We start from the raw sequence: 19,365 nt of genomic DNA on the forward strand, positions 1-19,365 counted from the left end.
ATAATGTTCCGGGTCTCATTCGCCGCGTTCCGGAAACGGTTCTCCACCGCCTGGTAATCCTCCGAAACACCATCAGCCTGGAAATCCGACATAGCCGCATTCACGGCCTTCTCACGCTCACCGATCAACGACTCCAGCCGGGCAACAATCGACTGAATGTCCCCCTGCACCGCAGAGGAAGTATCGGTGTCATAGCTCAAACGATCCTGGGACATGGCAAATCCTTTCAACACCGGCACACACGCGCCGGAAAGCAACGGAACTAAGGAAGAACTAAGAAAAAGGGACAGAAGAACTAGCGCGAGGAACCAAAACGCGCCGAGTCGAACGACGCCGAGCCCTGCTGCTGGGCCGCATTGTCCGCAGCCTCCTGGTCACCGGTCTGGAAGTGCCGGTCCATCTCCGACTGGCCCATCAGAATCGCCGAAAGGGAGCTGTTGAGCTCATTGGCGATCTCGTCCGTGCGGGCCTTGAACTCGTCAAACTTCACCCGGCCGGCACCGTTGAACTTGCCCTCCAGGGGCGCCGCAGCCTCCATCAGGCTCCGCACCAACTGACCCAGATCCTCGTTGGAGGAACTCGTCTGCTGCGTCAACGTCCCAAGGGTCGAAGAACCCATATCAAACTTCATGGCAAACCACCTTTTCGGCACCCCACGGCACCCTCGTCCGAACTGTTCCCCCGAGCAGCCGGACGAATTCACCAAAAGGTAAATCCCGTTCCATTTGCCGGTAGCCCCCATCAAACCCACCAAAACCAACCCGGTCAAGGAAAACGCATGGGTAGAACTACCCATGTGAAATCCGCAGAACTTTCGCCGGGCATCCAGCAGCATCAACAACAGCCAAGGCACCTTAAAGACAACAACGGCGCCGGACTTGGCCGGCGCCGTTGCTTCCTGGACTGAGTTGGTTAGCCGATGTTCTGCACGGCGGACTTCGCCCGAGCACCCGCACCCGCAGCGGTCTCGTCATTCTGCGACAGCGTCTGCTTCACCAACGCAATAATGTTCCGGGTCTCATTCGCCGCGTTCCGGAAACGGTTCTCCACCGCCTGGTAATCCTCCGAAACACCATCAGCCTGGAAATCCGACATAGCCGCATTCACGGCCTTCTCACGCTCACCGATCAACGACTCCAGCCGGGCAACAATCGACTGAATGTCCCCCTGCACCGCAGAGGAAGTATCGGTGTCATAGCTCAAACGATCCTGGGACATGGCAAATCCTTTCAACACCGGCACACACGCGCCGGAAAGCAACGGAACTAAGGAAGAACTAAGAAAAAGGGACAGAAGAACTAGCGCGAGGAACCAAAACGCGCCGAGTCGAACGACGCCGAGCCCTGCTGCTGGGCCGCATTGTCCGCAGCCTCCTGGTCACCGGTCTGGAAGTGCCGGTCCATCTCCGACTGGCCCATCAGAATCGCCGAAAGGGAGCTGTTGAGCTCATTGGCGATCTCGTCCGTGCGGGCCTTGAACTCGTCAAACTTCACCCGGCCGGCACCGTTGAACTTGCCCTCCAGGGGCGCCGCAGCCTCCATCAGGCTCCGCACCAACTGACCCAGATCCTCGTTGGAGGAACTCGTCTGCTGCGTCAACGTCCCAAGGGTCGAAGAACCCATATCAAACTTCATGGCAAACCACCTTTTCGGCACCCCACGGCACCCTCGTCCGAACTGTTCCCCCGAGCAGCCGGACGAATTCACCAAAAGGTAAATCCCGTTCCATTTGCCGGTAGCCCCCATCAAACCCACCAAAACCAACCCGGTCAAGGAAAACGCATGGGTAGAACTACCCATGGGGCGAGTGCCCACGGATAATGGTCGCCAATTCCCAAGGCGCCCGCCGCCGTCGAACCGCAGTAGTCCTTGCGGCGGTGCGCCCCGGACTGCTAGGCCTGTTGGTAGATAAACTGCGATAGAAGCAGTCGCCGCCCTTGCGGCAGACCTCGCGATGAAGGGAAGTGCGGCGTGGCCAGGAAAGAACCCCGCGTGAAGGAAGTCAACGAGAACGACATAGAGGTCAAGGGAGAGCCCAAGGAGTGGGCGGCGGGACTTCCTGCCGTCTACCACTCCATGAAACCGGCGATTGAACACATGGGGCTCGCCCGTGCCTTGGGGACCACCTTCCGCATGAACCAGAAGCACGGCTTCGACTGCCCGAGCTGTGCGTGGCCGGATCCGAAGGACCGCAGCCCGTTCGAATACTGCGAAGAGGGTGTCAAGGCCGTCACATGGGAAGCCACCCCGGTGGTTATCTCCTCGGATTTCTGGGCCGAACACAGCCTCACGGACCTGCGCGGGCGCTCGGAATACTGGTTGGGTATGCAGGGCCGGCTGACCGAGCCCCTGTACAAACCTGCCGGTGAAGACCATTACCGTCCCGTCGGCTGGGATGAAGCACTGGGGATCGTGGCTGACCGGCTCAAGTCCCTGGAGTCCCCGCACGAAGCAGCGTTCTACACCAGCGGGCGGACGTCCAACGAGGCAGCCTTCCTGTACCAGCTGTTCGTTCGCGCCTATGGCACGAACAACCTGCCCGACTGCTCCAACATGTGCCACGAGTCCTCAGGCTGGGCCATGGGCCAGACCATCGGAATCGGCAAGGCCACGGTGACCTATGATGATTTCGGCCAGGCCGACCTGATCATCCTCATGGGCCAGAACCCGGGCACCAACCATCCGCGCATGCTCACCGCACTGGAACTCTGCAAGCGCAACGGCGGCAACATCGTAGCCGTGAACCCGCTGCCCGAGGCCGGGCTGAAGCGCTACAAGAACCCCCAGAAGGCCCGGGGCATCGCAGGAAAGGGCACCGAGCTCGCTGACCAGTTCCTGCAGATCCGGCTCGGCGGGGACATGGCCCTGCTCCAGGCCATTTCCAAGCGGGTGTTCGAGGCAGAGGACAAGAACCCGGGGACCGTCCTCGACCACGAATTCCTCGAGGCGCACTGCGAGGGGCTGGCAGACCTCAAGGAACATCTGCTGCTGCTCGACGATGAGGAAGTGCTGGAAGCCACCGGGCTGCGCGCCGAGGAAATCGACGAACTGGCCGAGCGCTACCTGCGGGCCGAAAAGGTGATCATCACCTGGGCCATGGGCATCACCCAGCAGAAAAAGGGCGTCGCCACCATCAAGGAGATCATCAACCTCCTGCTGCTGCGCGGCAACATCGGCAAACCCGGCGCCGGCGCCGCCCCTATCCGCGGGCACAGCAACGTCCAGGGCGACCGCACCATGGGCATCTGGGAACAGATGCCGGGGACCTTCCTGGACTCGCTCGGCAAGGAATTCAACTTCGACCCGCCGCGCGAACACGGCGCCGACGCCGTGGAAACCTTCCTCCGGATGCAGGACGGCCGGATCAAATTCTTCATGGCACTTGGCGGCAACCTGATCTCCGCCATCTCGGACACCCACTTCGCCGAAGCTGCCATGCAAAAGACGGACATGACCGTGCAGATGTCCATCAAGCTCAACCGCTCCCACCTGGTCACCGGCAAGGAAGCGCTGATCCTCCCGGTGCTGGGCCGCACCGAAATCGACGTCCAGGAAACCGGCCGGCAGTTCGTTTCGGTGGAGGACACGGTCTGCGTTGTCCACGCTTCGCACGGCGGGGTCGAACCTGTCTCCAAGAACCTGCTCTCCGAACCGGCCCTCGTCGCCCGGCTCGGTGCCCTGGTGATCGGTGACCGGATCGACGCCGACTGGGCCGGCTATGAAAAGGACTACGACCTGATCCGGGACCACATCTCCCGTGTCGTCGCGGGCTGCGAAGACTACAACGAGCGGATCCGCCACGAGGGCGGGTTTGTACTGCCCAACGGCCCCCGCGATTCGCGGACCTTCCATACCCCCACCGGCAAGGCGGTCCTGACGGTTAATGACCTGGAAGCGGTGCAGCGTCCGGAAGGCACCCTGCTACTGCAGAGCATGCGTTCCCATGACCAGTGGAATACCACCATCTACGGGCACAATGACCGGTACCGCGGCATCAAGGGCGGCCGCCACGTGCTGTTTATGAACTCCGGAGACATCGAGGAACTCGGCCTGGCAGACGGCCAGTACATCGACATCCACGGTGTCCACCACGACGACGCCGAGCGTGTCCTGCGCAATTTCCGGGTGGTCTCCTACCCCACGCCCAAGGGCTGCGTAGCGGCGTACTACCCGGAAGCCAACGTGCTGGTACCGCTGGACCACGTTGCCGAGGGCAGCAACACCCCGGTGTCCAAGACCGTGCTGGTCCGGGTGGAACCGGCCGCACAGCAGACTGCGGGGCCGGAAGACAAGATGAGCCGCGAAACGGCTCCGGTGTAGGGCACCCACGTAGGCAGCAACAGCCAAGACGCACAACAGGCCAGGACTTCGGTCCTGGCCTGTTGTATCTTCGGCTGTGCGGGCCCGCCATGACCTGGCCCCAACGTGCTGCTTACTGGGCAGAGCCCTTCCAACCCGGCTGGTCCGGCCCTTCCAGACCGGTCTCGGCCAGCTGGAAGGCGGTGTCTGCCGCCTTTTGAACCGCTTCTTCGGAGGACTTACGGCCACTGGTGGTGGTGAGTCCGGCTGCATACCCGACCACAAAGGCGCTGACCAGGCCCGCGTTGTCTGCAACGGTCTCGGCCGACTTCTCCCCCAGCTCCACGAGCATCTTGTGGTCCACTTCGAGATCCAGGATCTGCAGCGCCTGGGTGAGGCGCCTGCTCCAGTCGCTCAGGCGGCGCTCTTCCATCTCCGGGTTGGTGCTCATTGCAGCTCCTTCGTCGGTGCGTGTACGGAAAATAATTACTCAAGCTTTAGCACCCGCGGCCCGGCATCCACAACGTACGCCTCAGCTTCAACGGTGTGGCGCCGGAGCATGTGACCCACAGCTCACCCGGATCGTGTAAGGATATGTCGGTAGTAGTCCAAGTGGTGGGGGGGCCTGTTTTGGCGAGCGACTATGACAATCAGCTGATCGAATCCGTGACCGTGCGCCGGAACCGGCTGCTCGGCGCGTTGCTGTACGGAGAAAACCCGAATGAACGGCGGTGGATGGACAGCGTGCGGCTGTTCCTCTTCAGTGTGGCCGCGGCAGCAGTCATCGCCGCAGTCTGTGTGGGGTACTCGTTTGTGAGCAACCTGCTGGAAGAGAACCGGCAGAAACAGGAAGAGCAGCGCCGGCAACAGAATTCGGCCGCTTATCACCCCGCCGACCACCGCGGTTACGACGCCGGCCCGGCCGACGGCCGCTACGACGTTCCCTTTCCGATGCAGACAGGATCCTAGCCGCCATGGCCCATGCCTTCACCCGAGTGACCCTCATCGGATCCCGGCGACACCTGGACCTTTTGCTTCCCTCCAACCAGCCCGTCGGTGCGTTGATGCCGCAGGTGCTGGAGATGCTGAATGACCCGCCCGCCGACGAAGTCGCCGCCAAGGTGCTGGTGGGACCGGACGGCACGGAGCTGTCGGCCGAGAGCACGCTGAGCAGCGCGGAGATCGCGGACGGGTCCTCGCTGATGCTGTGCAACGCCTCCGAGGCCCCGCCGGCCGCCGTCGTCTACGACGTCACCGATCTGGTGGTCAGCGAGACCGAGGTGGTCGCCGGCCGCTGGACCGACACGTTCCGGGACCTGACCGCCGGCATCTCCGCCGCCGTAGGCCTGTGGGCAGGTGCTGAGATCCTGCTGGGCTCGCTGGCCCCCAACGACGCCTGGTGGCTGCTGCTCTCCGCTTCCCTGGTACTGCTCACAGCCGGCACCGCCCTGGCACGGCCGCCCCGAACCTCCGCCATCGGTCCAACGCTGCAGGGTGCCGGCTGGCTGCTGGGACTTGGCGCCCTGTTGCGCGGCGATCTGGAACCGGAAACAACCGTGCTGCTGATCGCCGGATTGTCCGTGCTGACCCTTGTTGGAGTGGGACTGAGCGCAGCCAACCCGCGGGCGCTCTTCACGGGCGCCGGCACCCTTGCCCTGGCCACCGTCATCTGGGCGGCGGCGGGAATCATTTCCGAGAGCCCTTCCCGCGCGGCGGCGCTGGCCGCCGTTTCGAGTGTTCTCCTGCTCGGCCTGCTCCCGAAGCTGGCATTGTCCGCCTCAGGCCTGGCAACCCTGGATGACCAGCGTGCCACGGGTGGAACCATCAACAGGACGGATGCGCTCGAGGCAGTGGCCGGCGCCCACCGGGGACTCACCCTGGGGGCGATCCTCACGTCGGTTTCCATAGCGTTGGGGCTCTGGGTGCTCGGCACCGACACGGAGCACCAGAAATGGACGCTGCCGCTGCTGTTCGCCCTGACCTTGGCGGTTTTCCTGCGGGCGCGGTCCTTCCCGCTCGCGGCCGAACGCATTTCGCTGTACGCCGCCTCGGGTGTCGGGCTGACCGCCCTCACGGTGGCCTCCCTGCGGTTTTTCTCCTCCGCACCCTGGGCAGTGGGCCTGGCGGTACTGGTTCTCGCCGCCTGCATCGCGGTCAGCCTGACCCTTGATCTGCCGGACCATGCCGAGGCCCGCCTGCGACTGCTGGCCAAGCGCCTGGAAACCCTCGCCATCCTGGCATCGATTCCCCTGGTCATCGGGATGTTCGGCATCTTCTCCCAGCTGTTGGACAGCTTCTGATGCGCGAATCGCTTCATCCGCGGGTCTGCCCGCCATCCGACACCTTCCATCCCGCTGATCCGGCCGCCGCGGCCGGTGGAGGACTATAGCCATGAGCTCACCCGTGAACGCCGGGCCGCTGCCCTACGGTGCCCCCGGTGCCGCCACCCCGGACGGCTTCGAATCAACGCCCCAGCGGCTCCGCCGGACCCTGCGGACCCGCCCTGCCGAAGGCCTGCTCCGCCGGTCGGTCAGCTCCGCGGGGAACCTCTTCCGCGGGGATGATTATCCGCACCTCCTGGCCCAGGCCGCGGCCGGCGCCCAGGCACCGGTGGCCACCGGCCGGCGCATCGCCGTCGTCGGATCCCGCGGAGGTGCAGGGAAGACCACACTTGCCGCCCTGCTCGGCTCGGTCTACTCCTCCATGCGCGCCGACGCCGTCACGGTCCTGGACAACGCCCCTTCCGGGGGCACGCTGGCGCTGCGCACCGGAGTCCCCGACGCCGCATCCCTGGATATTGCCGCAGCCGAACTGTCCCGCCGCCCCCCGACGTCGCTGGCTGATCTCTCCGCGTTGCTGACACCCGCAGGCCGCGGCAACCTGCTGGTCACCGGGCGCCGCGGCACCGGCGGACGGCCGGCAGCGGACGACGCCGCCGCCAAGGCTCTGTCCCTGGCCATCTCCCGGTATTGCCCCATCACCGTCCTGGACTGCTGCACCGGGCTGGAGCTCCCGAGCACGCGTTGGGCGCTTGCCCAGTCCCATCTGGCCGTCTTTGCCACACCGGCATCCGTGGCGGGCCTGGAAGACGCCGGTCTCTACGCGACAGCCTGGCGCCGGGACCCCGCGTTGGCTTCCGTGCCGTTGCTGGTGGTGGTGATCCAGACGCTGCCGGACGCACCGTTCCGCGCCGACGCCGAAGCCCGCAGGCTGACGCGCATGGGCATTGACGCCGTCGGACTGGGGTATGACCGGCACCTCGCAGCCGGGGTGGAAATCAGCCTGGGCCTGCTGGCCCGCCGAACACGCCTCGAAGCGGCCGCCCTGGCCGCCGGCGTCCTGTCGAGGGCCTCGGCGTGAGCGTTCGGATCCTCCACCGGCCCGCACGCACCACGGCCCCCGCACGCAGCCTGGAACCGTTCATGATGGATGCCCCTCCACCGATAGAACAGGGCAAGAGCGGCATGAACATGATGTCGCTGGTGCCCCTGCTCGGAGCCGGCGTCTCGATGACCGTCATGATGCTGTTCCGCGGGTCGCCCCTGGCCGCAGTAGGGGCACTGGCGATGGTGGTGACCATCCTGGCTTCAGTGATCATGATGGTCAGCCAGCGAGGCAAGCAGGGACGCCAGCGCAAGGAGCAGCGGGAGAACTATCTCGAGTACCTGGAACGCAGCCGTGCGACGCTCCGCACCGAGGAACACACGGCCGTCCGGGTTGCCCGCGTCGCCAGCCCGCCGCCGGACGCCCTGTTCGACATCATCCGCAACACCCGGCGGATCTGGGAGCGGCGCCGGCATAACGAGGATTTCCTCAATGTGCGTATCGGCACCGGCCCGCGCCAGAACCGCGAAGTGCAGATCATGAACTCCGGGTCCGCGGTGATGCAGGGCGACACGTTCATGACCACGGAACTGGAGATCCTCAAGCGGCGCTACGAGTCCAGTCCCGAGCTGCCGCTGACCGTTCCGCTGGACTGCGCCGGCAACGTCAGCATTGTCGGCTCAAGGGACTTCGTGCTGCGGGTTGCCCGGCTGCTGCTGATCCAGGGCGCTGCCTTCCATTCGCCCGAGGATCTCCATCTGGCGCTGGCCGTGCCCGAGGCCGAACGGGACAACTGGGAGTGGGCCACCTGGCTGCCGCACCTGGCCGACCAGAAAAGCACGCACCGCACCGGACCCGTGCGGCGGTTGGCCCCGTCGATGGACGCACTGTCGGACCTGCTGGCGGACGACCTCCACGGCCGGTCCAGCATGGCCGCGGAGTCCCGCAAGAACTTCCTGCGCGGCGGCGTGGGCACGGCACTGCCGCGCCTGCTGGTGGTGGCAGATTCCTACGGCGAACTGCCGGCGGAGCTGGCAGTGCCGGACAAGCAGTCCTCCCCCGGCGCCCTCGGGATCACCACCCTCTTCCTGGTCCAGGAACGCCGGCAGGAACCCGGCGAGGTGGCCATCCGCATCAGCGAGGACGGCGAAGGCTTCCGGGTGGAAAACTACCGGCCGGATCCCGTGGAGCCAGTGGTCGAAGCCGGCACCCTTGACCAGTTGCCGGTCCCCCTGGCCCAGTCCCTGGCCCGCAGCCTGGCACCGTTGCGGCTCTCCCCCGATTCACTGGAACACGATTCCTCGGAGAATTCCGAGGGGTTCCTGGAGATGCTGGGCCTCTCCCCGCGGTTGGATGAAGATGACATCCGCCGGCTGTGGAAGCCGCGCGGCGAAGTGGACTTCCTGCGGGTACCCCTGGGCCCCGACGACCGCGGCCGTCCCGCCCTGCTGGACCTGAAGGAATCGGCGCAGTTCGGGCACGGCCCGCACGGCCTGTGCGTGGGCGCCACCGGTTCCGGCAAGTCGGAAATGCTGCGCAGCCTGGTGGTTGGCCTGCTGGCCACGCACTCCCCGGAGGTCCTGGCCATGGTGCTCGTGGACTACAAGGGTGGTGCCACGTTTGCACCCTTCGCCAACGCACCCCAGGTCACCGGCGTCATCACCAACCTCTCCGACGATGTCAGCCTGATTGAACGCGTCTATGCCAGCCTCTCGGGGGAGATCCAGCGCCGGCAGGAAGTCCTCAAGGAGGCCGGCAACCTAGCCAACATCACCGACTACCAGCTGCACCGGCAGGAACTGCGGGCCAAGGGCAAAGACCTGGCGCCGCTGCCGCACCTGGTGGTGATCATCGACGAGTTCGGGGAACTGCTGACCGCCCGCCCTGACTTCATTGAGCTGTTCCTTTCCATCGGCCGGATCGGCCGGTCCATCGGGGTGCATCTGCTGCTCTCCAGCCAGCGCATCGAGGGCGGCAAGCTGCGCGGCCTGGACACCTATCTCTCCTACCGGATTGGTCTGCGAACGCTCTCGGAGGCGGAATCCCGCACCGTGCTGGACACCCCCGATGCCTTCCACCTGCCGCCGGTCCCCGGGTTCGGGTACCTGAAGGTGGACACCACCACGTACACCCGCTTCAAGTCCGGATACGTGTCCGGCCCGCTTGAGATGGAAGAAGAGGACGAGCCGGAAACCGACGACGCCGGGCAGCCGGCCGTCCTGCCGGTGCCGCGGTATGCAGCCACCCTCGAAGACGCCGCGCAGCCGGACATTGCCAAACCGGCGTCGACGTCGGCCTCCAAACGGACTACCGGCCCCACGGTGCTCTCCACCCTGATGGATACGCTGGCGAAGTTCCCCCGCGCCGTCGACCCGATCTGGCTTCCGCCGCTGCCCGGCGGGATTGCCCTGGACACGGCTGCCGGCGGCCTGGACGTGACCAGCCAGGGCATCCGCCTGGCCACGGGCGGCGGCCTCAAGATCCCTCTGGGGCTCCTTGATGATCCGGCCAAGCAATGGCAGGGCATCTGGGAACTGGACCTGGCCGCCAACGGCGGCAACGCAGCGATTGTGGGCGGGCCGCAGACCGGCAAAAGCACTGCCCTGCGCACTATCGTTGCAAGCCTGTCGCTGACCCACACTCCGGCCGAAGTAGGCATCTATGCCGTTGACCTGCTCGGCAGCGGTCTGGTCCCCCTCGAGGGGCTGCCCCACGTGGGCGGTGTGGCGGTGCGTACCAACCGGGAAGTTGTCCGGCGGACCGTGGATGAAATCCTCGCCATGCTCTCGCAGCGCGAACGCATTTTCGAGAAGTACCAAATCGATTCGCTGCCCACCCTGCGCCGGCTGTGCGCTCAGGGCGGCATCCCGGAGCTGCCCAGCGCCGACATTGTGATGGTGCTGGACGGTTACGGACAGCTGACGGACGAATTCGAAGAGATCGAAAAATCCGTCCATGCCCTGATCAGCCGGGGCGGCGGGTACGGCATCCACGTGGTGGTGACCTGCTCCCGGATGAACGAAATCCGCATTGCCCAGCAGAGCTTCTTCGGCAACCGGATCGAGCTGCGGCTCTCAGATCCCGGCGAATCCGCCCATGGCCGGAAACTCGCCGAATCGGTCAGCCAGGGAACGCCCGGCCGGTCCCTGACGAACCGCAAGCTGCAGGGACACATTGCCCTCCCCCGCATCGACTCCGACCCGGATCCGGACACTGCGATCACGGGCATGCGCGATCTCGTGGAGTCGGTCTCCGCCTCCACCGACGAACGCGCCATGCAGGTGCGGGTGCTGCCCGCGGTGGTGGACGCGGCAACGGCACCCACTCCGGCGGCACCGGCCACGGTTCCGCTGGGCCAGCGCGAGACGGACCTGGGCACCGAGCTGCTGGATCTGCACAACAAGGAACGCCATCTGGTGATCATGGGCGACGACGGTGCCGGCAAGACCAACGCCATGCGCTCGGTGATCCGCCGCTTGGCCGAGCAGCACAACGCCGAGGACATCGTGTTCGCCGTTTTCGATCCCCGCCGCACGCTCGCGGACGAAGTGCCGGACGATTACCTGGGTGGATATGCCACCAGCGCCGCCCTGGCCGAACAACTGGCATCAGCCGTCGCAGCGGAACTGCAGAAACGGATCAGTGCCAGTCCCGAGGAAGTCGCGGCACTGCCCCGGGTGGTGCTGGTGATTGACGACTATGACGTGCTGACCGCCGGCGGGTCCTCCCCCCTGGGCAGGCTGACGCCGTTCCTGCCGCTGGCTCCGGAAATCGGCCTGCACGCAGTGCTTTCCCGCCGTGTCCGCGGTGCCAGCCGGGGCATGTACGAGTCCTTCTTCACCGCGCTGCGTGATTCCGGTGCCGCGGCGCTGATTCTCTCCGGCGACCGCGGCGAAGGCACCCTCATCAACGGTGTCCGTGCCCGGGCGCTGCCGCCGGGACGCGCCCAGCTGGTCCAGCCCGGCCGGCCTGTACAGACCCTGCAGCTATTTTGGAACGACACAGCCAGTGACGTGCTGGTGGGAGGAGCACCGCAATGAGTTCAGACTGGACGGTTATCGGGGTCCAAGAGCCCACGCTGAACCGGATCACGGAAGCGCTGGTGATGACGGTGCCTCATCTGTCGATACGCCAGCAGGCGCAGGACACGCTTCTGGAAATCGTGGACGACGCCGGCACCGCGATCCTTGCCCTGGAGGCTCCGCGGTTGATCCAGCTGCCGGAAGAGTCGGTTCGGTTGCTCACCGGTGCGCCGGTGAGTGCCCCCGCGGGCGGAACGGTACCCGTGTTCTTCGCACCGGGCGGTTCGGGCAGTCCGCAGGATCCCTTGTGGTGGCAGGAAATCCATGCCTTGGGCAGCCAGCCGGACAGCGGAGAGCTCGCGGACAAGGTCAGTCATGCCTTGGCAGCACTGTGCACCGGGGTAGTTATTGTTCCGTTCGGAGAGGATTCCAATGCATGATTCGGCCTTTGACTTCGTAACCGGTACAACGGCGGTCCTGTTCCAGGACAAGCCCGTAGCGGCCCTAACCCCCTGGGTACTGCGCTCCTACAACGCCGCCGCAGCGGCAGGCATGGACTTCGTCCTGCTCACGCCGGGCAGCACCCGAATCACCTTTCCCCTGTCCGATTTTCTCGCGGGCGGAAACGGCCGGTGGCTGGTGACCGCTTCTGACGGGACCCTGTATGACGGGATGACCGGCCGGGAGTACGACTGGGCGGATGATGCCCTTTCGGCCAGCGATACCCTGGCGGACGAGTTCCTTGCCGCTGAAACGCAACAGGTGGGCTACCTGCATGTGCGTGCCGTGACGCTGCACCCGGCGTCCTACCGGACCCTCGCGGGCAGCTTCACCGAGCAGATCTTCACCGCCGTCACGGGCGCGGCGCCGAGCGGCTGGGGGGTCTGCGAACCCGTCAGCGAGCGGTGGGACGTGCAGGCCGCGTCCGCCTACTGCTACGACCGTTCTCCGCAGACCACCCGGATGGAGGTGGTAGGCCGGGCTATGGAAAGCGATGCGACGGGACGCCTGCCTTCCACCGGTTCCGTTGGCGTGATGACGGTGGAACGCACCTCCCGGGGAGTTCTGGAAACCGTGGAACTGCTGGCGGACATCCAATCGCCCCTCACCACCGAACAGGTGACGGGTTTCGTTGAGGGCGCACATCATGCCCGTGCCCGCACGGCCGTACTGGGCCAAGGGGTTGGCTACACCGATTTGAACCGCCCGGCACGCTTCACGGGACTGGTGGTTCCGCGGTGTGCGGTCTTCGGGGCGGAGTCCCTGACAGCCGTCGGAGCCCAGCGGGCGCTGGCAGCCGCGGGCGACGGCGCGCGGCTGACGGGAGCGGCCCCGCAGCAGTCGCTGGTGGTGGAATACCAAGGTGAGCCGACACAGGGGCAGAAGCACCCGGTGGAGGCGTACGCGGACCTCGCCGCGGCCCTCGGCGCAGTGACCGCAGCGGAATAAGCGCAGCGTGGTGACGCCGCGGGAGGAACTGCGCGGCTAGCCCCTCCTAGGCCGGAGCTACCGTGAAGCTACGGTCGCCGAAAAAGACCGTACTTCCCGTCGGAGCCAAAACCGGGCGGAGCGGCTCGAGTTCCTCCCGCAGTCCCTGGGCCGTGACGACGGCGCTGCCGTTGGTCGAATTGCGGTCCGTCACCCAGACGCCGTTCGAATCCGCCTGCAGGTGCAGATGGGTCTTGGAAACCGACCGGCCCATGTCCGCGAAATCAAGCAGCTGGTCAGCGGTCTCCTGAGGCTTCGGGCTGGGATTGCGGCCAAGCAGGGCGGTACCCGTAACCACGACGGCGGCACCGTCGTCGAACTGCAGGCGTACGGCCCTGGAACTCCGTCTGGACGCCACTCGGGTCATTTCCAGCTCATCATCGGCATGCGCCGGCGCGGGAACGGACGGCACCGGTGCGGGGTCGGGCGTACCGTTGGGCTGCCAGCCGGCGGAGAAACCCGGGGAGGCAGGTGGCAAGGAGGCTGCGGCCTGGGCCACGCTTCCCGGAGGAGGGGCATAGACCGGAACGGAACCGGACGGGGCAGCAGGGACACCCGCCGCCGGGAATCCCGGCACCGCAGTAACCGGGGGCACAGCAGTAACCGGGGGCACAGCAGTAACCGGGGGCACAGCAGCGGCCGGGCCGCCGCCTGGGCCGGCACCAAACGCCGTCGGGAATGCGCCTGCGGCCCCCGTCGGGGCACCTGCACCTCCTCCGGCCGCCCCGTCGGATCGGACCCCGTCGGCCGCCCCGTCGGACCGGATTCCTCCGGTGAGCAGCGGATCCCGGCCCGCCCGCACGTCCACCACCAGGGTGCCGGCTGCCTTGTCATGCCATCCCTGCCGCTGGTGGTTCTTATCCCACAGGTTGGAAACCAGCAGGATGACCGGTCCCGCCGGCACAACACCGGAAACACCCAGGATCGCGTTGCGCAGCAGAACCGGGACCAGCCCGGGCGCGTGGCCGTCCTTGCCGGTGGTCCGGATGCCCAGGGCGAGGTTACCCGGAGTCTTGCCGGTTCCCGCTTCCCAGATCCAGAGCCACAGCGCATATCCACCGGCCAGTACAGCCCCGGTGCCCCAGCCCAAAGCCCGTGCATCGTCTCCCCCGGCCAGGGAAAACAGCAGGGACGCGGCAATCACCAGGGCCACGGACGGCAGCGCGTCCAGAGCCTTGGCCGCTAAGCGCTGGAAAGCGGTGGCGTTGACGAGATTGGGGCTGGACGCCATCTAGAGCTTCCTTGTCGTTCTGTGGGTCGGGGCCGCAGGCAATGCTGTCCCGGTTGGTGTCTGCGGCAGGATTTCGGCTGCCTGCCCTTCCTCCGCTGGGTTGTCCGCAGGACGGTCCAACAGCGCCAGATCGGCCGATGTTACGAGCTGGGATGTGACTGCATGCTCCACCAGCCGGGCCCGCCGGTTCGACGCAGGCTTCCCCCCGGCTCCGCGCAGGCCGGCCACGCCAACCCGGTCCAGCTTTTCGCACACGTTGTCGAGCTTCCGGTTGAACCTGGTCTGTGACCAGCCCAGCCGCTGGGCCGCCTCCGCGGAGGTCGGCAGGGCACTGTAGCCGGTGCCGTCGCGCCGCAGCAGCGGTTCCGCCAGCGCCACCATCACTGCCTTCTGGGATTCGGTAAAGAGTACGGGACCGATGGTTGTTTCCCCGCCGTCGGCTGCGCTGAGGGGATCCTGCCGGAAGGTGGGCGTTTTCAGATGGACATCGAATTCGTAGGTGGTGGAACCGGCACTGAAGATAATCCGGGTCTGTTCAAAGACCACGGGAAGCCGGGCACCGGGGGCCAGCCAGGCCTGCATCCCGCCGCCCGAGTCAGCAATGGTGGCAGAGATGCGGCTGCCGATATTCGTCAACCACCAGATTCCGTTGTCCTTGGCAATGCTGAGGAACTTCCGGTGCAGGTAGGGATTGTCGTCGATCGCCAGATCGCCCTCCCTGCCGATGCTGAAGACGGCAGGCTCCTGCGGCTCGTACCATTCGCCGCAGTACTCTATGCCAAGCTCCCCCACGCGTCTCCCCCTTGTCCGGTTGCCCGGCTTTCCGTGCGGCTCCCCCATGGCCCCGCTACGTCTTCATTGTCCATCCGTACCTGCTGCTTCTCACTGCGGCGCGCAGAACGCCACCGCCGGCGATGCTTTCCCGTTGTCCCTCGCCACCTGCACTTCTATACAGGTCTCACCGTCCGATGCCGGAACCTGTGCCTTGGCCTCCGGTGTCCGGACCATGTCTCCCCGAGCGGTGGCACTGACCGTCCGCCACAGATAAATGTCCCCTTCTGCCGGTTCCGGGTTCTTCCAGGTGAACACCACCGAACCGTCCGAAACAGCGGCGGCCAGCGATTCTGGCGGGAGCACCGCACCTTCGGTCCCCGCCAGAGGGTTCTGCGCGGATTTCGACGGCGTGGGCAGGACGCTCTTCGGCTCCGTTTCGGGCAGCAGCAGGGCCGCAGCGACAATGCCGACGACGGCGGCTGCCGCAGTCACCAGGCCGATGCGCAGTGCAGTCCTGGCCCGGCGCCGGGGCGGTTCCGGCCAGCTAAAAGCCTCCGAAACCGATGTGTCCACGGCCCCCGGGGCCGGTCCCGCCGCCGCAAGTCCCGAACGCATTACCGTGCCCTCGTGGACCGCAGCAGCCGCCTCGTCACCGCCGGAAGCAGGGCCGGGGGCAGCAGCAGGGACCGCCGCCCGCGCTGCACCGGCTCCGGCGACTGGCGACGTCGGGCGCTGCAAGGGTGCCCGGCGCGGCGGCGTTGTGGTGCCTGGATCGATCGAGACCACGCGCCGGATGCGGGTGCGGTCCTCGTCGTCGCCGCTCTCCTCAGCCTGGTCCGGCTCCTGCAGCACCTCAAACGGCGTACTGGCCAGGTTCAGCTCGCCCTGGATCCGCTGAAGTGCCAGCCCGAAGGCGTAGGCGGAGGAGAACCGGGACTCGGGAGACTTGGCCATCGCCGTGGCCAAAGCCAGTTCCAGCGATTCCGGGACGTCCGCCCGTCCGGTAGGCCGCAGCGGCTGGCTGACGATCCGGTCGATCAGTTCACGCTGGGTATTGCCTTGCCCGGGCACTACAAACGGCGAGCGCGCTGCCAGCAGGGTATACAGGGTGGCGCCGAGGGCCCAGACGTCAACGCGGATTCCGTCCGCCCGGCCGCCGGTGAGCGCTTCCGGAGGCGACCAGGGGATGGACAGTCCCAGGTCCTCATCCTCGGCGGCGTCGGTGGTTCCGGAAATCCCGAAGTCCGTCAGGGCGGGACGGTTGTAGTCCGTCGTGAGGATATTGGCCGGTTTAATGTCCCGGTGGGCGATGCCGGCCCGGTGCGCGGTCTCTACCGCGGAAGCCACCTGGATGCCGATGGTGAGCACTTCAGCCAACGGCAGGCCGCCCTGGCGGTACCTGATGTCGAGACTGGGCCGGGAGCAGTACTCCATTGCCAGATAGGAGTGGCCGGCCTCAGTGATGTCCGCTTCATAGATGGTGACGATGTACGGGTGCGAGGACAGCTGTGCCATGAGGTTCGCTTCGGCCTCGAAACTGCGCCGGGCACTGTTCGTGCGCAGGTCCGAGAGGAGCACCTTGACGGCAACCCGCCGCCGGGGATGGTCCTGCTCATAGAGGTAGACGTCGGCAAAGCCGCCGGAGCCCAGGTGCCGCAGGTAGCGGTAGCCGGTGATCTCCGGCGGGGGCGCCGGAGCACGCTTCTTCATGCCAGTCCCTCGAACCGGATCCAGACGTCGTCGCCGAGCTCGGCGGTGTCGCCGTCGAGCACAATCACTCCTTCACCCTGCCCGAGGCGGTGCGGCAGCTGTCCGTTGCGGACCAGCACGGTGCCGTTCGTGGAGAACAGGTCCCGGAGCATCACGTGCCACCCCTCCAACCGGATCTCCGCGTGGGAGCGGGAAATATCGCCTCCGCTGCTGGGAACCTGCACCATCCGCGGCATGTCCGAGCCCGGAGTCCTGGCCACCGACGGCTGGCGTCCGACAACAATGTTCCGGTCCAGGACCTCCGTCTGGCCGGTGGAAAACACCGCCCGTCCCAGGGCAGGACGGCTCACCGGGTGGGGCTCTTCGCCCAGCGGCTGTCCGCAGTGCACGCACACGCTGCGCGTAGGCGGATTTGCATGCCCCTGCGGGCAGGTGCGGGCCAGAACCGTCGGGGCCGTACCCGGCTGGCCGGCAGGGGCCGTACCCGGGTGGCCGGCGGGCGGTGCCGCCTTGGCCAGTTCGCTGCTCATGATGGTGTCGCCGTCGTGGTCCAGGTCTTCCGGAACCTCACCGACGGCTACCGCGGGTGCTGCCGCCGTGACCGGAGCAGCAGGCACGGGGACCGTCGGGATAGGGGCGGGGGCCGGGGCGGGGGCAGGAACCGGGGCGGGGGCAGGAACCGGTGCCGCAGCTGCGGGCGCTGCTGCCGGCCGCCCGGGGGCACCGACGGGGGCCGCCGAGTTGCTGCGCAGCCACGGAACCGAATCGATCAGCGCACCCGAAGGCGCGTCCACCGCCTTCGGTGCAGGCGGAGGGGATGCTTCGACAGGCTGGAGCGTGTCCGACGGGATGAAAGCTTCGTCCGGGGGCCGGACGGTCTCGCTCAGGTCCGTCTCCTCCACGGAAACCGGCTCCTGCACGGATTCCACGGTTTGCTCCGCTGCTCTACCGGGTTCGGCAGGACCGGCAGCGTTACCTTCCGGCGATGGGCTCTGCAATGAGGCAGGCTCGGGGGGTCGGACAGCGGCGGGCTGAGCAGGCGCGGGCTGAGCAGGTGCCGGCTGAGCAGGTGCCGGCTGGGATTCCATGGGCTGGACGGCTGCGGGCTGAGCAGGCGCGGGCCGGGATTCGGCCGGCTTCCCATCGGCGGTTGTCCGCGCCCCGACTTCCAGCGAGCCGAATTCCAGCATCGAAACCAGGGCCACGCCGCTTTCGAGCGGCAGCAGCGGATTCTCTGCGGAACTCCCGGCAGCACCATCCGAAGCCGCTGCCTTCAAGGTGAAGGAGCCGCCAGCCGGCAGGACCCGCTCGCTCCACGTGGTGACGAATTCGCCCGACGCCGCCGGCTCGTCCTTCCCTGCCTCCTGCAGTTCCAGCGGACCGCGCAGGATGACATGCAGGCGCTCCCGGTCCCGCAGGGAAAGAACACCGAAGGAAGGCATATCCGCCAGACTGCCGGTGAGCCCCCCGGAGACAGCCGAAAAAACGCGGTCGAGTGCCGGTGCTGTTGCCAGCAGTGACCAGATCTCCCGTACCCGCTCTTCCCCGGTGTCCGGGGGCAGCAGGCACAGCACCGAATCGCGAACCAGGCACAGCCACGCCCCGGGGCGGTAGCGCAGACCGTTCATTCCTCTGCGGTCTTCCGTGATACCGCCGGGTCAGTGCCCGAGCTCGCCGGATCGCCTTCGACGGGGCGGGGGCTGGTGGGCTGCTGTTCCTGGGAAGCTCCGGGCAACGTGATGGCGGCGGACTCGTGTCCGTCCGGTCCGCCCTCGGCGTCGATGACCAGAACCGTGACGTTGTCCCGTCCGCCCGAGCGCAATGCAGCCTGGACCAGGGCTGCACAAGCGTCCTGGGGGTTGGTGACGGACGTCAGGATCTGCAGGATGTGCCCGTCCGCAACCTCGCCGGTGAGACCGTCGGAGCAGACCAGGAGCCGGTCCCCGGGTTCCACCGGGATCAGCCAGAAGTCCGCATCGGCATCATTTCCGGTGCCCAGGGCGCGGGTGACTACGTGGCGGCGCGGATGCACCAGGGCCTCGTCCGGAGTGATCTGTCCCAGATCCACCAGTTCCTGGACCTCGGAGTGGTCCACGGTGATCTGCTCCAGCACGCCGTGGCTCAGCCGATAGGTGCGTGAATCGCCCACGTTGAACACCAGCCAGTAGGGGTTTCCCCCTTCCCGGACGAGGACGGCGCCGGTCAGCGTGGTGCCGGCCCGCCCGCCTGTGGCCTCACGGATGCGGTGGTCCGCCTCCTTGACCAGGGCCTCCAGCTGTTCAGCGGAGAACTCCGGCAGGTGCTTGCCCACTATCGGGGAATCCCCAAGGGTCCGGACACAGATGCTGCTGGCCACCTCCCCCGCCTCGTGGCCGCCCATGCCGTCGGCAATGGCAAAAATCGGATCCGCAGCGATGAGCGAGTCCTCATTCAGTTCGCGGCGCAGTCCGCGGTCCGAGGCGTAGCCAAACACGGCGTGCATATCGGTATCCGGGGATGCAGTTTCGTCGGAGTTCAT

17 protein-coding genes are annotated in these 19,365 nt (G+C 66.5%); 7 read left to right on the plus strand and 10 right to left on the minus strand.

Annotated elements, in window-relative coordinates; all coding sequences use genetic code 11:
- The 4 genes from LOC56_RS11305 to LOC56_RS11320 all read right to left on the minus strand — a co-directional run.
- The coding region (locus LOC56_RS11305) for a pore-forming ESAT-6 family protein (RefSeq protein WP_229952372.1) at positions 1-215 on the minus strand (215 nt) is incomplete at its 3' end.
- 80 nt (positions 216-295) lie between these two features.
- Positions 296-631: a hypothetical protein gene (locus LOC56_RS11310; protein WP_229952373.1), complete on the minus strand. Its 336-nt coding sequence runs from the start codon at positions 629-631 to the stop codon at positions 296-298.
- A gap of 281 nt (positions 632-912) precedes the next feature.
- Positions 913-1,218: a pore-forming ESAT-6 family protein gene (locus LOC56_RS11315; RefSeq protein WP_227924368.1), complete on the minus strand. Its 306-nt coding sequence runs from the start codon at positions 1,216-1,218 to the stop codon at positions 913-915.
- 80 nt (positions 1,219-1,298) lie between these two features.
- Entirely contained in the window at positions 1,299-1,634 is a 336-nt protein-coding gene (locus tag LOC56_RS11320; protein ID WP_229952373.1) for a hypothetical protein, read from the minus strand.
- Positions 1,635-1,970: 336 nt separating this feature from the next.
- On the opposite strand from LOC56_RS11320, the gene LOC56_RS11325 reads away from it, so the two are divergent.
- Positions 1,971-4,319, plus strand: a complete 2,349-nt coding sequence (locus tag LOC56_RS11325; protein WP_229952374.1) for an FdhF/YdeP family oxidoreductase — start codon at positions 1,971-1,973, stop codon at positions 4,317-4,319.
- Positions 4,320-4,431: 112 nt separating this feature from the next.
- On the opposite strand, the gene LOC56_RS11330 is transcribed toward LOC56_RS11325, so the two are convergent.
- Positions 4,432-4,749: a DUF6457 domain-containing protein gene (locus LOC56_RS11330; protein ID WP_229952375.1), complete on the minus strand. Its 318-nt coding sequence runs from the start codon at positions 4,747-4,749 to the stop codon at positions 4,432-4,434.
- Between the two features lie 143 nt (positions 4,750-4,892).
- Between LOC56_RS11330 and LOC56_RS11335 the strand changes: the two genes are divergently transcribed.
- The 6 genes from LOC56_RS11335 (at position 4,893) to LOC56_RS11360 (ending at position 13,093) form a co-directional block, all read left to right on the plus strand.
- A complete protein-coding gene (locus LOC56_RS11335) occupies positions 4,893-5,267 on the plus strand; it encodes a hypothetical protein (RefSeq protein WP_229952376.1) in 375 nt (124 codons plus the stop codon).
- 5 nt (positions 5,268-5,272) lie between these two features.
- A complete protein-coding gene (gene eccD, locus LOC56_RS11340) occupies positions 5,273-6,598 on the plus strand; it encodes a type VII secretion integral membrane protein EccD (RefSeq protein ID WP_229952377.1) in 1,326 nt (441 codons plus the stop codon).
- Positions 6,599-6,689: 91 nt separating this feature from the next.
- Positions 6,690-7,658: a hypothetical protein gene (locus LOC56_RS11345; RefSeq protein ID WP_229952378.1), complete on the plus strand. Its 969-nt coding sequence runs from the start codon at positions 6,690-6,692 to the stop codon at positions 7,656-7,658.
- Positions 7,655-11,662: a type VII secretion protein EccCa gene (gene eccCa / locus LOC56_RS11350; RefSeq protein ID WP_229952379.1), complete on the plus strand. Its 4,008-nt coding sequence runs from the start codon at positions 7,655-7,657 to the stop codon at positions 11,660-11,662. The genes LOC56_RS11345 and eccCa overlap by 4 nt, the downstream gene beginning before the upstream one ends.
- A complete protein-coding gene (locus LOC56_RS11355; RefSeq protein ID WP_229952380.1) occupies positions 11,659-12,084 on the plus strand; it encodes a hypothetical protein in 426 nt (141 codons plus the stop codon). Before eccCa ends, LOC56_RS11355 begins: the two co-directional genes overlap by 4 nt.
- The gene (locus LOC56_RS11360; protein WP_229952381.1) at positions 12,077-13,093 is read left to right on the plus strand and encodes a DUF6177 family protein; all 1,017 of its coding nucleotides are present in this window, start codon (positions 12,077-12,079) and stop codon (positions 13,091-13,093) included. Before LOC56_RS11355 ends, LOC56_RS11360 begins: the two co-directional genes overlap by 8 nt.
- A 46-nt stretch (positions 13,094-13,139) precedes the next feature.
- Here LOC56_RS11360 and LOC56_RS11365 read toward each other — a convergent pair whose 3' ends face one another.
- The 5 genes from LOC56_RS11365 to LOC56_RS11385 all read right to left on the minus strand — a co-directional run bounded on the left by LOC56_RS11365 (position 13,140) and on the right by LOC56_RS11385 (position 19,365).
- Positions 13,140-14,363, minus strand: coding sequence for an RDD family protein (locus LOC56_RS11365; RefSeq protein ID WP_229952382.1), 1,224 nt, complete (start codon positions 14,361-14,363; stop codon positions 13,140-13,142).
- Positions 14,364-15,155 carry a hypothetical protein gene (locus LOC56_RS11370; RefSeq protein ID WP_229952383.1) on the minus strand — a complete coding sequence of 264 codons (792 nt, stop codon included), beginning with the start codon at positions 15,153-15,155 and terminating at the stop codon, positions 14,364-14,366.
- A gap of 90 nt (positions 15,156-15,245) precedes the next feature.
- Positions 15,246-16,847 carry a serine/threonine-protein kinase gene (locus tag LOC56_RS11375; protein ID WP_229952384.1) on the minus strand — a complete coding sequence of 534 codons (1,602 nt, stop codon included), beginning with the start codon at positions 16,845-16,847 and terminating at the stop codon, positions 15,246-15,248.
- Complete coding sequence (locus LOC56_RS11380; protein WP_229952385.1) at positions 16,844-18,475, minus strand: FHA domain-containing protein; 1,632 nt, start codon at positions 18,473-18,475, stop codon at positions 16,844-16,846. Before LOC56_RS11380 ends, LOC56_RS11375 begins: the two co-directional genes overlap by 4 nt.
- Positions 18,472-19,365: a PP2C family protein-serine/threonine phosphatase gene (locus tag LOC56_RS11385; protein ID WP_229952386.1), complete on the minus strand. Its 894-nt coding sequence runs from the start codon at positions 19,363-19,365 to the stop codon at positions 18,472-18,474. The genes LOC56_RS11380 and LOC56_RS11385 overlap by 4 nt, the downstream gene beginning before the upstream one ends.

Origin of the sequence: Arthrobacter sp. zg-Y179 (assembly GCF_020907345.1) — a bacterium.
Lineage (GTDB): Bacteria > Actinomycetota > Actinomycetes > Actinomycetales > Micrococcaceae > Arthrobacter_B > Arthrobacter_B jinronghuae.

Coding starts and splice junctions, on each gene's coding strand:
- LOC56_RS11365 (WP_229952382.1), bottom strand. CDS start 14,363: ATGGCGTCCAGCCCCAATCTCGTCAACGCCACCGCTTTCCAGCGCTTA.
- LOC56_RS11330 (WP_229952375.1), bottom strand. CDS start 4,749: ATGAGCACCAACCCGGAGATGGAAGAGCGCCGCCTGAGCGACTGGAGC.
- LOC56_RS11380 (WP_229952385.1), bottom strand. CDS start 18,475: ATGAACGGTCTGCGCTACCGCCCCGGGGCGTGGCTGTGCCTGGTTCGC.
- LOC56_RS11335 (WP_229952376.1), top strand. CDS start 4,893: ATGTCGGTAGTAGTCCAAGTGGTGGGGGGGCCTGTTTTGGCGAGCGAC.
- LOC56_RS11360 (WP_229952381.1), top strand. CDS start 12,077: ATGCATGATTCGGCCTTTGACTTCGTAACCGGTACAACGGCGGTCCTG.
- eccD (WP_229952377.1), top strand. CDS start 5,273: ATGGCCCATGCCTTCACCCGAGTGACCCTCATCGGATCCCGGCGACAC.
- LOC56_RS11345 (WP_229952378.1), top strand. CDS start 6,690: ATGAGCTCACCCGTGAACGCCGGGCCGCTGCCCTACGGTGCCCCCGGT.
- LOC56_RS11375 (WP_229952384.1), bottom strand. CDS start 16,847: ATGAAGAAGCGTGCTCCGGCGCCCCCGCCGGAGATCACCGGCTACCGC.
- LOC56_RS11385 (WP_229952386.1), bottom strand. CDS start 19,365: ATGAACTCCGACGAAACTGCATCCCCGGATACCGATATGCACGCCGTG.
- LOC56_RS11320 (WP_229952373.1), bottom strand. CDS start 1,634: ATGAAGTTTGATATGGGTTCTTCGACCCTTGGGACGTTGACGCAGCAG.
- LOC56_RS11315 (WP_227924368.1), bottom strand. CDS start 1,218: ATGTCCCAGGATCGTTTGAGCTATGACACCGATACTTCCTCTGCGGTG.
- LOC56_RS11310 (WP_229952373.1), bottom strand. CDS start 631: ATGAAGTTTGATATGGGTTCTTCGACCCTTGGGACGTTGACGCAGCAG.
- LOC56_RS11355 (WP_229952380.1), top strand. CDS start 11,659: ATGAGTTCAGACTGGACGGTTATCGGGGTCCAAGAGCCCACGCTGAAC.